Source organism: Amycolatopsis marina, from assembly GCF_900111885.1.
GTDB classification, from domain to species: Bacteria; Actinomycetota; Actinomycetes; order Mycobacteriales; family Pseudonocardiaceae; genus Amycolatopsis; species Amycolatopsis marina.
Genome location: NZ_FOKG01000002.1, coordinates 392,122 through 404,713 on the forward strand (window position 1 = coordinate 392,122; position 12,592 = coordinate 404,713).

Consider the following 12,592-nt stretch of genomic DNA (forward strand, 5'->3'; position numbering starts at 1 on the left):
TGCACACGCAACCACCACACTTTCCCGAGAAAGCGCGACACGTGCACACGCAACCACCACACTTTCCCGGGAAAGTGCGATCGGCGTGTCAGCGGGAGAGCATCGCCAGGATGTCGCGGAACACCTGGTTCGCGGCGCCGGACTCCAGGTCGAGTACCTGTGATCGGTTGTAGTAGTGGCCGAGATCGAGGCCGACGCCCAGCCCGTGGATCCGCGCCGAGCCTGCCCGCTCCTCCTCGCGCACCACCTCCGCCAGATGGTTGCCCAGGTAGTCGCTGTCGTTCATCAGCGCCGTGGCACTGTCCACCGGGCTGCCGTCGGAGAACACGAGCAGGAAACGCCGGTGCTCGCCGCGGCCGTCCATCCTGCGGCACGCCCACCGGACCGCCTCACCGTCCACACCCTCGCGGTACAGATCCTGCTTCAGCAGCGCCGCGATGTCCGGCCGCGCCCGACGATAGGTGGTGTCGGCGTCCTTGACCACGAGGTGACACACCTCGTTGAGCCGTCCTGGATGACGCGGCCTGCCCGATCTCCTCCAGTCGCGCATCGCCCTGCCGCCGTTCCAGGAACCCGTGGTGAATCCGAGGATCTCGGTGGCCACCCCGGCGAGTTCCAGCGCGCGCGTGAACACGTCCACGACTGCTGCGATCGACTCCGCGTGCGCCTTCATCGAACCCGAGCAGTCGAGCAGGAACGTCACCAGGCTCTCCGACACCGGCTCGACCCGTTCCGCACGGAACAACCTCCGCTCGGCGGGGGAGGTGATGAGCTGCGTGAGACTCCGCCCGTCGATGTACCCCTCCTCCTGCCCGCCCTGCCAACCCGTGCGGGCCGGGGCGGTCAGCAGGGCGGCGAGTTCGCGCGCGAGCCGCGCGTGGTTCACTCCCTGCCCGGCGATCCGCCGGTCGAGCCGCTCCCGGAACTCCCTGCGCTGTTCGGCGCGCACCAGTGTCGAGATGTGTCGCTGGGTGTCGTACGCGGTGGTGAACGCGCGATAGCCCTGCCCGGCCGGCTCCGGCGTCGCGCCGGTCCCTGGCGGGACCGGTGCGAACCCGTCACCATCTCCCGGATCCAGCAGCAGGGCCCAGTTACGGGAACGACGGTCGGCAGCAGCCGTCTCCCGCTCGCCGTTCGCCCGGCCCGCTTCGGCGACCAGACCCTCGACCGTCCGCGCGACTGCCCTGGCGTGAACCGCGTAAGCCTGCTGATCCTCGCGATGGCGCCGCAACCCCGCCAGTTCGTGTCCGAGCAGCGGCGCCAGGGCGAACCGCGTCGCCTCGATGACATCCTCGGCCATGGCGGGTACGGGCTGTCCGGTGACGCGCGACCGGCAGATCTGAGCCACCGAGTACAGGAGGAGACCGTTCGCGGTCTCTGTCAGTCCACTGTGGATACACCTGTCCGACCACTGCTCGAACCGGTATCGCAGGTTCCACACGAGGCCGGGCAGCCCTGTGGGAACCTGCGACTCGACGCGGTACTGCTCCAGCATCTCGAAAACCAGCCGCTGCAGCGGTTCTTCCGGCCGAAGTCCGCGGTGCAGGTCGCTGTCGGAGTGGACCAGCCGCAGGCCGACGCCGTCGGCGGCTCCACGAAAGGAACCGAGGTCGTCCTCGTTCGACGACGGACGCAGGTGGGGCGCGTTCACGGGAAGGGGTAGACCGGCGCGGTACGGGCGCCCGGCGCGCAGGTGAAACTCCGGTTCACCGGAGACCGCCCGAGCGGCCGCCGCGCACAGTTCCTCGACCCGGTGCTGGTGCCGCGTCCTGCCCCGCGTGCCGGTCACGCCGGGACGGCCTGCTGGTAGGACTCCGCCAGCTCCCGGCCGAAGCAGCGTTGGAAGTACTCGGCCACGGTCTGACGTTCGGCCTCGTCGCACTTGTTGAGGAAGGAAAGCCGGAACGCCACGGCGACGTCACCGAAAACACCGACGTTCTCGGCCCAGGAGATGACCGTTCGCGGTGACATCAGGGTGGAGAGGTCACCGGCGCGAAAGCCGTTTCGGGTGAGCTCGGCGACCCGCACCATCGCGGCGATCAGCTCACTCCCCCGCTTCCCCGCGAGTTCCGGCACCCTGGCGAGCACGATCGCCGCCTCCTCCTCGGGGGCGAGATAGTTCAGCGAGGCGACGATGTTCCAGCGGTCGATCTGGGCGTGGTTGAGCCGCTGCGATCCGTGATAGAGGCCGTTGACGTTGCCGAGACCGACGGTGTTGGCGGTGGCGAAGAGCCGGAAGTACGGGTGTGGCCGCAGCACCCTGTGCTGATCCAGCAGCGTCAGCTTCCCGTCGCGTTCGAGGATGCGCTGGATGACGAACATGACGTCGGGACGCCCTGCGTCGTACTCGTCGAAGATCAGCGCGACCGGCCGCTGCAGTGCCCAAGGCAGGATGCCTTCCTGAAACTCGGTCACCTGCTGGCCGTCCCGCAGCACGACGGCATCCCGTCCCACCAGGTCCAGCCTGCTCAGGTGGCCGTCCAGATTGACCCGCACACACGGCCAGTTCAGCCGCGCGGCCACCTGCTCGATGTGGGTCGACTTGCCGGTGCCGTGCAGGCCCTGGACCAGCACCCGGCGGTTCCGTGCGAAGCCGGCGAGCAGTGCGAGCGTGACATCGGGATCGAATCTGTACGCCTCGTCGATCTCCGGCACGTGCTCGTCACGCTCGCCGAAGGCGGGCACCACGAGGTCCGAGTCGATGCCGAACACGTCGCGCACGGCGACCGCGTGGTCGGGACAGGCGTCGCTCACGTGGCTGCTCCTTCGGCCTCGATCCGGCTGATCGCGTCGGCTGCGCGCCGGAGCGCAGGCAGCATCCTCGGCGCATCCTGTGCGCTGAGCCGCATGACCGGTGCCTGTACCGCGACGCAGAGATTGGATCGCGCGGCCCCGGTCGGCACGGGCACCGCGACACAGACCAGTCCCGGCAGGAACTCCTCGTCGTCGAGTGCGAACCCGTTCTGCCGCACCCGGGTGAGTTCCTCCTCGATCGCGTCCAGATCCGTGACGGTGTTTGGCGTGCTGCGGGTCAACGGAGCATGGGCCAGCAGCTTGCGCCGCTGCGCCGGGCTCAGCTGCGAGAGGATCATCTTTCCGCTGGCGGAGCAGTGTGCGGGCACCCGTGATCCGGGGCGCAGGTAGAAACGCAATGGCTCGGCGGTCTCGACCCGGTCGAGGTAGACGACCTCGTTGCCGGAGAGCGCGGTGACGTTGCAGCTCTCACCGATCTCCTCGACCAGATGACGCAGCACGGCGTGCCGCGCTCCGTGCTGGGTGGCGTTGAGCAGCAGGTTCTCGGCCAGCCTGCGCAGGCGTGCTCCCGTGCCGTAGTGCCTGCCGTCGCCCTGCCTGACCAGCAGCCCCGCACCCTCGAGTTGCTGCAGCATGCGATGCAGCGTCGGCTTCGGCATGCCGGTCTCCTCGACCAGCCCCTGCAGTGAGACGAACTGGTCCTTGGCCGCGATCAGCTCGAGCAACGCGAACAACCGCATGGTCGGCGTGTCCCCGTTGCGTTCGCCCGCCTCGATGAGCTGCGTCTGTTCCATGACCCCACTGTAGATCTGTTCCGGAAAACAACACAACCCGTACCGGTTTCCGGAACTTCCGTTGACCAAGGGTCGACGCGAAGCCTATAGTCCGGCTTACGTCTCGATTTCATGAACGTGGCGTACAGCTTTTTCCAACCAGGCGCCGTTACGGGGATCGCCGACTCTCGCAAGGAGGAACCACCATGAGTGAGCAGACCGAAGGGGCCGGGCGGGCAGCAGTGACCGGACCACGGAAGATGACGCCCTCGGAGGCGTTCGTGGAGACGCTGGTGGCCAACGACGTCACGGACATCTTCGGGATCATGGGCTCGGCGTTCATGGACGCCATGGACATCTTCGCCCCGGCAGGCATCCGGCTGATCCCCGTAGTACACGAGCAGGGCGCGGGGCACATGGCCGACGGCTACGCCCGCGTCAGTGGCCGGCACGGCGTGGTGATCGGCCAGAACGGCCCCGGTATCAGCAACTGCGTCACCGCGATCGCCGCCGCCTACTGGGCGCACAGCCCGGTGGTGATCGTGACCCCCGAGGCGGGAACCATGGGCACCGGGCTCGGCGGCTTCCAGGAGGCCAACCAGTTGCCGATGTTCCAGGAGTTCACGAAGTACCAGGCGCACGTGAACAACCCGAAGCGGATGGCCGAGTTCACCGGCCGCTGCTTCGACAGGGCCCACTCCGAGATCGGACCGACGCAGCTCAACATCCCGCGCGACTTCTTCTACGGCGAGATCGAGGCCGAGATCCCCGGGCCGAACCGCCTCGACCGAGGCCCCGGTGGGGAGCGCAGCCTCAACGAGGCGGTGGAGTTGCTGGCGCAGGCCGAGTTCCCGGTGGTCATCTCCGGCGGCGGGGTCGTGATGGCCGACGGTGTCGACGAGTGCGTCGCGCTCGCCGAGCGGCTCGGTGCACCGGTGGTGAACAGCTACCTGCACAACGACTCCTTCCCCGCGAGCCATCCGCAGTGGTGCGGTCCGCTGGGATACCAGGGATCGAAGGCCGCGATGAAACTGATCGCGCAGGCCGACGTCGTGGTCGCCCTCGGCTCCCGCCTCGGCCCGTTCGGCACGCTGCCCCAGCACGGCATGGACTACTGGCCCAAGAACGCCAAGATCATCCAGATCGACGCCGACCACAAGATGCTCGGGCTGGTGAAGAAGATCAGCGTCGGTATCTGCGGCGACGCCAAGGATGCGGCGGCGGCGCTGACCGAGCGGCTCGCGGGCAGGACGCTCGCCTGTGACGCCACGCGGGAGTCGCGAGCGGCCACGACGAGGGGGGAGAAGGAGGCGTGGGAAGCCGAACTCGACGAATGGACACACGAGAAGGACCCGTACAGCCTCGATGTGATCGCCGAAGCCGAGCAGGAGGACGGGAACTGGCTGCACCCCAGGCAGGTGCTCCGGGAACTCGAGAAGGCGATGCCGGAAGACGTGATGGTCTCCACCGACATCGGCAACATCAACTCGGTCGCCAACAGCTACCTGCGGTTCGAGAAGCCGCGTAGCTTCTTCGCGCCCATGAGCTTCGGCAACTGTGGCTACGCGCTGCCCACGATCATCGGGGCCAAGACCGCGGCACCCGACCGTCCCGCGGTGGCCTACGCGGGCGACGGGGCGTGGGGAATGAGCATGGGCGAGATCATGACCTGCGTCCGGCACGACATCCCGGTCACCGCTGTGGTGTTCCACAACCGGCAGTGGGGTGCGGAGAAGAAGAACCAGGTCGACTTCTACAACCGCCGCTTCGTGGCGGGCGAACTCGACAACCAGAGCTTCGCGGGCATCGCGGCGGCGATGGGCGCCGAGGGCGTCGTGGTGGACAAGCTGGACCAGGTCGGACCGGCACTGGAGACCGCCATCGAAAAGCAGATGCAGCAGGGCAAGACCACGGTCATCGAGGTCATGTGCACCCGTGAACTCGGCGACCCGTTCCGGCGGGACGCACTGTCCAAACCGGTCCGCTTCCTGGAGAAGTACGCCGACTACGTCTGAGCCGTCCACGGCGGGCACACTTCGACACAGAGGCTCCTGACCGGGGATCTCCCCGGCCGGGGGCCTCTGCGCGCATACGGAACGGCAGCTCGGCACTGCCGACTGGTACCCAAAAATTCGTCCCGCACTGGATCTGTCAGGGGTCCTGCCACACCCGCACAGTGGTGTCCACCACAACGGCGCCTGTGAGCAAGTTCAGCCCAGTACGGCGATCGCCGGGCACGTGTCCCGGCCACGCCGCACCATGGAAGAGGACCAACGGCGGTCCCCGGAGAACGAGGCAGACGATGGAAACAGTAACCGGACCCGGCGACGCGGCCGGGGTACCGCAGCAGGGGGAGAAACGCGCACAACTGTCCAGGACGCTCAAGCCGAGCTGGGTGTGGGCGATCGCGCTCGGATCGGCCGTCGGGTGGGGCGCCTTCGTCCTGCCGACCGACTGGATAGCCACCGCGGGACCGCTGGGAGCCATCCTGGGTTTCCTGATCGGCGGTCTGCTGATGATCGTGATCGCGGTCAGCTACGGCTTCCTGATCCGTACCTTTCCGGTGTCCGGCGGCGAGTTCGCGTACGCCCACGCCGGCTTCGGCAGGCGGCACGCATTCCTCTGTGGCTGGTTCCTCACCCTGGGCTACACCTGCATCGTGGCGCTCAACGCCTCCGCTCTCGCCCTGCTGAGCCGGTACGTGCTGCCGCAGGTCGCCGAACGCGGACTGCTCTACGAGATCGCCGGCTGGAAGGTCTACCTCGGTGAGGTCCTCATCGCCAGCGCCGCACTGGTCGTCTTCGCGGTCCTGAACATTCGCGGCGCCACCGCCTCCGGCCGACTGCAGTTCATCTTCTGCCTGGTCATGCTGGCCGGTGTCGCGGCAATCCTGATCAGCGTGCTGATCCACCCCGGGGGACAGCTCAGCAACGTGGCACCGCTGTTCCCGACCGGCGTTCCACCGTGGACGGCCGTGCTGGCGATCGTCGCGATCGCCCCCTGGGCGTACGTCGGGTTCGACAACGTGCCGCAGGCCGCCGAGGAGTTCGACTTCGCGCCGAAGAAGGCTTTCCGGCTGATCGTGCTCGCGATTCTCGCTGCCGCCCTGCTGTACGCCGCGATGATCCTGGCCACCGCGTCGGCGACGCCATGGCAGCGGCTGATCGCCGGAGAACCGTTGTGGGGCACGGGAGACGCCATGTCCGGACTGTTCGGCGGGATCGGGATCATGCTGCTCGCGCTCTCGGTGTCAATGGGCATCTGTACCGGGCTGAACGGCTTCTACGTCGCGGCGAGCCGGTTGCTGTTCGCGATGGGGCGGAGCCGGATGATCCCCGCCGCGTTCGGCGTCCTGCACCCCCGCCGCAGGACGCCGTATCTCGGTATCGCGTTCGTGTGCGCCCTGTGCCTCGTCGCCCCCTGGTTCGGCAGGCAGGCACTGCTGTGGGTGGTGGACATGTCCGCGGTCGGCGTCACCATCGCCTACACATACACCTGCCTGGTCGCGTTCAAGCAGTTCCGCTGGTCCGGCAGTGCGGTCAGGGACGGCGACGTCCCCGGCTGCGAGTCGTCCGGCAAGAAGGTGCTCAGTCTCCTCGGCGCCGTCGTCGGAGCCACCTTCCTCGGTCTGCTACTCATACCCGCCTCACCCGCGGCCCTCGGGCCGGAGTCACTGACCGCGCTTCTGGTGTGGACCGCGCTCGGGCTCATCTTCTACATCCTCCGCCGCAAGGAGAACGCCAGGCTGAGCGATGCCCAGCTCGACTACCTGATTTTGGGTAGGAAGACCGCCGCACCGGGGGTGCAGGACCCGCCGGTCCTGCGCGAGCACGCCGCCGAGCCCGCGGCCGCCGAACCGGTGCGGACCGAGTAACGGCAACTCTGGGCCTCCGAGGGGCGGGCGTGCTCCCCTCGGAGGCCACAGGCGCGCCACGCGGCACCGCATACGGACGCCTCCTGAACAGCTCCTAGACCAACTCGGGCTCGAGGCAGTACACGGAGTACGCGTGCTGGATGATCGGCTGGGCCACGTTGCGCACCCGCACACCACCGGGCGTCACACCCTGCTCACAACCGAAGTGCGCGTGCCCGTGCAGCGCGAGATCAGCGCCCGCCTCGTCGATGGCCTCACCCAACAGGTACGAACCGAGGAACGGGTAGATCTCCGGCGGTTCGCCGCGCAGCGTCTCGGGGATGGGGGCGTAGTGCGTCAGCGCGACCCGCACGTCGGCGTCGAGCGCGTCGAGCGCGGCATGGAGCCTGCCGGAGATCTCGATGGTGTGCCCCACGAAATCCTTCATCTCGCGCTCCCCGAACGCACTCGCGCACTTCCCGGCGAACCCGCCGCCGAAGCCCTTCGCCCCGGCGACGCCGAGCCTGCGACCACCGATGTCGAGGGTGATTCCGGCGCCTTCCAGCATCCGGATGCCGTGCTCCTCGAGCAGCGCGGTCATCTTCTCCCCGTTGTCGCTGTGGTGGTCGTGATTGCCGAGCACCCCGACGACCGGTACGTCGAGTCCGGTGAACTCGTCGGCGACCACCTGGGCCTCGTCCATGCTGCCGTGCCGGGTGAGATCACCGGCGAGCAGCAGCACATCGGCATGGTCACCCACATGTTCGAGCGCGGGGCGCAGCCGGCCGCGCGCGTCCTCGCCGAGGTGCACGTCGCCGACGGCGGCAATCCTGATCACCGCAGCTCCTCCCTCCGGGTCGGTTCCCCCGCGTCCACGATCCGCACGTCGTTGTGCACGCGCATCCGTGGCGCGAGTTCACCGAGCACCTGGTCGAGTTCGGACTTGCGCACCTCGGTCGCGACCTCGCCGCTGAGGTGGATGTGGCTGCCGCGCATGTTGACCCGCACACCGAGTTCGGCCGTCCGCTCGTCCTCGGCCAGCGCCCTGCGCACGTGGGCCACCCAGTACTGAGGTGCTTCGTCCGCGTCATCCGTGGCGTCCACGGCTAGTCCTCCCTTCGGCGTTGCGACTGGGGTCGCGACTCGGCGATGCCCAGCTCCCGCACCAGGTTCAGAAATGCCCGTGCATACGGCGATTCCCTCGTCTGTTCCGCGACCTCGGCCCAGTCGATCTGCTCACGGAGTTCCCTGGCGATCGGCAGCAACGGCGTGAAGTCGCAGCGGTGCGGGCCGAGCACCAGCACCTTGTCCACCATCAGGTCGGTGCCGGTGACGACCGGCGCCTCCGCGGGCCCGACGCGCAGTGTCTCGGCGCGGTCGAGCAGCTCGTCGGTGACCGGGCGTCCGTTCGGGTTGAAAATCAGGTCGACCAGCAGTTCCCCGTCGAACACCTTGGTCAGCCAGTCCTCCGGCGGGTCGACCGGCATCATGCCTGCTTCGACGAGCGCGGTACGCGCAGCCGCGACGTCGCCCTCTTTGAGAAAAACGTCGACATCGTGTTCCGACGGCGGCCCACCCCGTGCGTAGGCAGCACACCCTCCCGCCACGGCGAAGCGAATGCCGTTGTGGCGCAATGTGTTCACTACCCGGGTGATCGTCTGCAGGAGGTCCTTCTCCCGCACCGCTCCGGTGCTGCTCGTGGTCGTCACAGAACGGCGGGTACCCGAGCACTGCCGGGACAAACTCGTTCGTGTAGGCACCAGGGCCGCGGGTAACCGCGAATTATGAGCGACCGGCACCGGGAAAAATCGGGTACGACACCGAGCGATGTGCAGCCCGCCGGCGAGTGAGGCAGGAAATATGAGCGAGACAGCACCGCTGCCCGGGGAGACCGACCGTCCGCGAACCGCCATCGTCACCGGGTCGGACTCCGGGATCGGCAGAGCCGTCGCCGTCGCACTCGCCGGCGGCGGACTGAACGTCGGCATCACCTACCACCGCGACGAGGAGGGCGCCCACCAGACCGCGCGGGAAGCGGCCGAGCAGGGCGTGCGTGCCCCCGTGCGCAGGCTCGACCTGACCGACCTACCGACCTCGACCGTGGCGATCGACGAACTCGCCGCCGAACTCGGCGGGGTCGACGTCCTGGTGAACTGCGCGGGGACCGGCAGTTCGCAACGGGCGCTGGAGATGGATTTCGACACTTGGCGGGAAGTGCTCTCGGTCGATCTCGACGGCGCGTTCCTTTGTGCGCAGCGAGCCGCGAGACGGATGGCCGACGCGGGCAGAGGCGGCCGGATCATCACGATCACCAGCGTGCACGAGCACGCGCCAAGAGTGGGTGCCGCTCCGTACTGTGCGGCCAAGGCTGGCGCGGGAGCGCTGACCAAGGTGCTCGCGCTCGAGCTCGCCGAGCACGGAATCACGGTCAACTCGGTGGCTCCCGGCGAGATCTCCACGCCCATGACCGGACAGCCGGACGTCGATCCACGGACCGAGAAGCGCCCTGGAATCCCGTTGGGCAGGCCGGGACACGCGCACGAGGTCGCTTCGGCGGTGGCCTTTCTCGCCACCCCGGCAGCCGGTTACATCACCGGCGCCTCACTGGTGGTCGACGGCGGCATGCTGCTCATGGGACCACAGGCCAGCTCAGCACTGGACACGCACGCCTGGCGCACGCCGTAGCGCACGCGCCACGGCGTCACTCACTTGCCTTGCGCCGCAGCGAGGTTCGGAATGCGTTGACCGTGCGGGACGCCGGTCCGGACGAAGTCCACCCTGCGCGCCACCGACACAGCCTGGTCGGCGAAGCGCTCGTAGTACCGCGCCAGGTGCGCCACGTTCACCGCGTGCCGGACACCGTACGTCCAGTCCGGGCCGGTCACCTGCTCCATGAGCTGCTCATGCAGTTCGTCGACCTGGTCGTCGGTCTTCCGCAGCGCGGCCACACCGGGGCCGGAGCTGTCCTCGATCAGTCCGCGCAGATCCTCGGCCATCGCCCCGGCCAGTCTGCCGAGTTCGGTGTATACGGGCACCAGCGACGGTGGGACCGCGGGGCCAGGCTGCTCTCTGCGCACGAGTTCGGCGATGTGACGGGCCAGGTCGCCCATCCGCTCGATCCGATCGGCGCAGTACACCGCGGAGAGCACCATGCGCAGGTCCTTGGCCACCGGCGCCTGCAGTGCCAGCAGCTCCAACGCTGCCTGCTCGCATCGGTCCCGGGACTGGTCAAGGCGCTCATCGGCGGCCAGCACCTCAGCGGCCGCGGTCAGGTCCTCCTCCAGCAGTGCCTTGGTCGCAAGCCGCAGTTCGGTGGCGGCCATCGAGCACATGTCGGCCAGCTGAGCACCGAGGGCTCGGAGCTTCTCGTGAAACTGCTCGCGCATCAGACCGTCATACCTTCCGCCCGCTGATCACACATCTCGGGTTCACCTGCACCGGACAGGATGGCAGGCGGACCGGTCCGGGGATCGGCCGGTGACGTCGTCATGCTTTCCGTTCGGTGTCCTCCCGCCCCGGTCCGTCGCCATCGGCCGACGGCGCGGACGCGCCCTCGGTGGCCTCCCCGGCCGCGGCCCCGTGCTCTGCCAGTAGTTCGGTGAAGATCGGCGTGTTCTCGGTATCTGCAGTCATCGGCACTCCCACGAGGCGGAGGTAGCGATCACCCCGGTGTCGGACTCTTCCCCCGCGCACTAACCGTTCCCACACACCACGAAACGTCAGCGCACGGACCAGCAGCGGAATTCACCCGATCGGGTGAGGGGTGGCGGCGGGGGTGGACAACACCACCGAGTCCAGGAAGTCCGCTACCACGTCCGGTGCCGGTGTTATCTCACCGTCGAGATAGTGGAGTACGAGCAGGTCCTCCCCGCATCCGGTCTCCACCGCGACCGCCCACCCGTTCTCCTCGTCCCACAGCAGCGCGACATCGCGCTCGGCGTACCGCGGAATCCGGTGTTCCACTGCGATGTAGGCGTTTGCGCGTGTGTCCGGACTGCAGCAGCACGCTTCCGGCCCCACTCCGACCGCCACGGCCACCTCCGACACGTAGTGACACAACCGGCGCCACTGCGGCGTGGAGTCGTCGATGTCCATCCGTCAGTCCCCCGCACATTCCAGCGCGGCCGCGGCGGTGGGGTAGCAGGCGAGCAACCGGTCGAGACCGGTCAACCGGAGCGGTCTGGTCACCTCTCTGGTCACCGCCACCAACCGCAGGTCCGTGTCGGCCACGGCCGCTCGGTGGCGGGCACTGTGCAGGAGCCCAAGACCCGCGACACCGAGAAAGGTCAAGTGGGACAGATCGAGGACCACCCTGCCAACGGTCGAGCGGATGCGGGTCTCGAGGATGTCCTGCACCCGGCCCACCGTGCTCAGGTCGAGTTCTCCGGCCAAGGCGATGAGCACAACGTCGCGACTCGGATAGGTGACACTGACCCGCAGTCCGGCGGCGCTGCCTCCCCGGACAGGCCGTCCCCGAACCGACGCTCCCGGCACAGTTCGCCGGGAGCCCCGCTGACTCGGCGTCGTCGGGGAAGCCGGTACGTGCGGAGCCAGCACGACTTCCGGAGTCCCGGCGTCACGATGGCCGAGGGGAGACAACGCGGAGTCAGCGTTCTCGGTGTGATGTTCCACTGGCGTGGCCATAGCGTGCTCCGTAGTAGTGGGCGCGGTGCACATAGGAGCCGTCACCAGATGCCGCGACGGGAGGGACCAGAACGGCGAAGGCCGGCCAGTTCACCATCTGCGATGACACCGGAGGCGGACCAACGCCACCACGTCGGTGGGCGCGTAATCCACAGAGGCTGGTGACTCAACCGCCATTCAGCGTAACGGCCATCACAGCGTGATCGCAATCCTCAAGCGCTCACCTGGTGGTGAGTGGGGCACGGTGCACAGCGGACGCCAGCAGCGCATGTGCCTGGCAGGGATCGAGGCAGGGCACGCCGAGGGCGCGCGCCTGCCGCAGAACGTCTGCTTCCAGCGGCAGGCCGGCGCCGTCGAGTACGTCCTCGTCCGCGACCACGCACAACAGATCCGGATCTGGTTCCTCCACGGGGATCACCCCTGCCTTGCGAGCAAGCGTGAACGCCTCCATGAGAGCGTCCGACTCGCCGATGAAGATCATCGTGCGCCTGCCGTCCAACCCTTGGCCACGGCCTCCGGCCTTCGTCGTTCGCATCGTCCTCTCCCCTTCCACGTCGCCTCTTCTGGG

14 protein-coding genes are annotated in these 12,592 nt (G+C 68.1%); 3 read left to right on the forward strand and 11 right to left on the reverse strand.

Annotation, left to right across the window (positions count from 1 at the left end):
- Positions 1-88: 88 nt before the first annotated feature.
- Genes BM199_RS06000 through BM199_RS06010 form a run of 3 tightly spaced genes read right to left on the reverse strand, consistent with a single transcriptional unit; the run spans position 89 to position 3,548 of the window.
- On the reverse strand, positions 89-1,789 hold the full coding sequence (locus BM199_RS06000; protein ID WP_091670687.1) for a cobaltochelatase CobT-related protein: 1,701 nt from the start codon (positions 1,787-1,789) through the stop codon (positions 89-91).
- Entirely contained in the window at positions 1,786-2,754 is a 969-nt protein-coding gene (locus tag BM199_RS06005; protein ID WP_091670690.1) for an AAA family ATPase, read from the reverse strand. Before BM199_RS06005 ends, BM199_RS06000 begins: the two co-directional genes overlap by 4 nt.
- Positions 2,751-3,548 (reverse strand): IclR family transcriptional regulator, encoded by a 798-nt coding sequence (locus tag BM199_RS06010; protein WP_091670694.1) that lies wholly within the window; start codon positions 3,546-3,548, stop codon positions 2,751-2,753. The genes BM199_RS06005 and BM199_RS06010 overlap by 4 nt, the downstream gene beginning before the upstream one ends.
- Positions 3,549-3,733: 185 nt before the next feature.
- On the opposite strand from BM199_RS06010, the gene xsc reads away from it, so the two are divergent.
- Complete coding sequence (xsc, locus tag BM199_RS06015; RefSeq protein ID WP_091670697.1) at positions 3,734-5,542, forward strand: sulfoacetaldehyde acetyltransferase; 1,809 nt, start codon at positions 3,734-3,736, stop codon at positions 5,540-5,542.
- Positions 5,543-5,829: 287 nt separating this feature from the next.
- The gene (locus tag BM199_RS06020) at positions 5,830-7,401 is read left to right on the forward strand and encodes an APC family permease (RefSeq protein ID WP_091670700.1); all 1,572 of its coding nucleotides are present in this window, start codon (positions 5,830-5,832) and stop codon (positions 7,399-7,401) included.
- A 94-nt stretch (positions 7,402-7,495) separates the two neighbouring features.
- Here BM199_RS06020 and BM199_RS06025 read toward each other — a convergent pair whose 3' ends face one another.
- Genes BM199_RS06025 through BM199_RS06035 form a run of 3 tightly spaced genes read right to left on the reverse strand, consistent with a single transcriptional unit; the run spans position 7,496 to position 9,089 of the window.
- The gene (locus BM199_RS06025) at positions 7,496-8,218 is read right to left on the reverse strand and encodes a metallophosphoesterase family protein (protein ID WP_218160293.1); all 723 of its coding nucleotides are present in this window, start codon (positions 8,216-8,218) and stop codon (positions 7,496-7,498) included.
- Positions 8,215-8,484, reverse strand: a complete 270-nt coding sequence (locus tag BM199_RS06030) for a phospholipid-binding protein (RefSeq protein WP_091670703.1) — start codon at positions 8,482-8,484, stop codon at positions 8,215-8,217. The genes BM199_RS06025 and BM199_RS06030 overlap by 4 nt, the downstream gene beginning before the upstream one ends.
- 2 nt (positions 8,485-8,486) lie before the next feature.
- Positions 8,487-9,089 (reverse strand): nucleotidyltransferase, encoded by a 603-nt coding sequence (locus BM199_RS06035; protein ID WP_245788180.1) that lies wholly within the window; start codon positions 9,087-9,089, stop codon positions 8,487-8,489.
- Between the two features lie 151 nt (positions 9,090-9,240).
- On the opposite strand from BM199_RS06035, the gene BM199_RS06040 reads away from it, so the two are divergent.
- Entirely contained in the window at positions 9,241-10,065 is an 825-nt protein-coding gene (locus BM199_RS06040) for an SDR family oxidoreductase (protein ID WP_091670706.1), read from the forward strand.
- 20 nt (positions 10,066-10,085) lie between these two features.
- Here the strand turns inward: BM199_RS06040 and phoU are convergent, their stop codons facing one another.
- From phoU to BM199_RS06060, 5 genes are all read right to left on the reverse strand, one after another.
- Positions 10,086-10,766, reverse strand: coding sequence for a phosphate signaling complex protein PhoU (gene phoU, locus BM199_RS06045; protein ID WP_091670707.1), 681 nt, complete (start codon positions 10,764-10,766; stop codon positions 10,086-10,088).
- Between the two features lie 100 nt (positions 10,767-10,866).
- Complete coding sequence (locus BM199_RS33750; RefSeq protein WP_177242488.1) at positions 10,867-11,013, reverse strand: hypothetical protein; 147 nt, start codon at positions 11,011-11,013, stop codon at positions 10,867-10,869.
- Positions 11,014-11,124: 111 nt separating this feature from the next.
- Positions 11,125-11,475, reverse strand: a complete 351-nt coding sequence (locus tag BM199_RS06050) for a DUF6292 family protein (RefSeq protein ID WP_091670710.1) — start codon at positions 11,473-11,475, stop codon at positions 11,125-11,127.
- 3 nt (positions 11,476-11,478) lie between these two features.
- The gene (locus BM199_RS06055) at positions 11,479-12,024 is read right to left on the reverse strand and encodes an STAS domain-containing protein (RefSeq protein WP_177242489.1); all 546 of its coding nucleotides are present in this window, start codon (positions 12,022-12,024) and stop codon (positions 11,479-11,481) included.
- A 220-nt stretch (positions 12,025-12,244) separates the two neighbouring features.
- Positions 12,245-12,559 (reverse strand): hypothetical protein, encoded by a 315-nt coding sequence (locus BM199_RS06060; protein ID WP_091670715.1) that lies wholly within the window; start codon positions 12,557-12,559, stop codon positions 12,245-12,247.
- Positions 12,560-12,592: the final 33 nt, after the last annotated feature.

Excerpts from the sequence above, each read along its gene's own strand:
- BM199_RS06055 (WP_177242489.1), bottom strand. The coding sequence starts at position 12,024 with ATGGCCACGCCAGTGGAACATCACACCGAGAACGCTGACTCCGCGTTG.
- phoU (WP_091670707.1), bottom strand. The coding sequence starts at position 10,766 with ATGCGCGAGCAGTTTCACGAGAAGCTCCGAGCCCTCGGTGCTCAGCTG.
- BM199_RS06040 (WP_091670706.1), top strand. The coding sequence starts at position 9,241 with ATGAGCGAGACAGCACCGCTGCCCGGGGAGACCGACCGTCCGCGAACC.
- BM199_RS06010 (WP_091670694.1), bottom strand. The coding sequence starts at position 3,548 with ATGGAACAGACGCAGCTCATCGAGGCGGGCGAACGCAACGGGGACACG.
- BM199_RS06050 (WP_091670710.1), bottom strand. The coding sequence starts at position 11,475 with ATGGACATCGACGACTCCACGCCGCAGTGGCGCCGGTTGTGTCACTAC.
- BM199_RS33750 (WP_177242488.1), bottom strand. The coding sequence starts at position 11,013 with ATGACTGCAGATACCGAGAACACGCCGATCTTCACCGAACTACTGGCA.
- BM199_RS06020 (WP_091670700.1), top strand. The coding sequence starts at position 5,830 with ATGGAAACAGTAACCGGACCCGGCGACGCGGCCGGGGTACCGCAGCAG.
- xsc (WP_091670697.1), top strand. The coding sequence starts at position 3,734 with ATGAGTGAGCAGACCGAAGGGGCCGGGCGGGCAGCAGTGACCGGACCA.
- BM199_RS06060 (WP_091670715.1), bottom strand. The coding sequence starts at position 12,559 with ATGCGAACGACGAAGGCCGGAGGCCGTGGCCAAGGGTTGGACGGCAGG.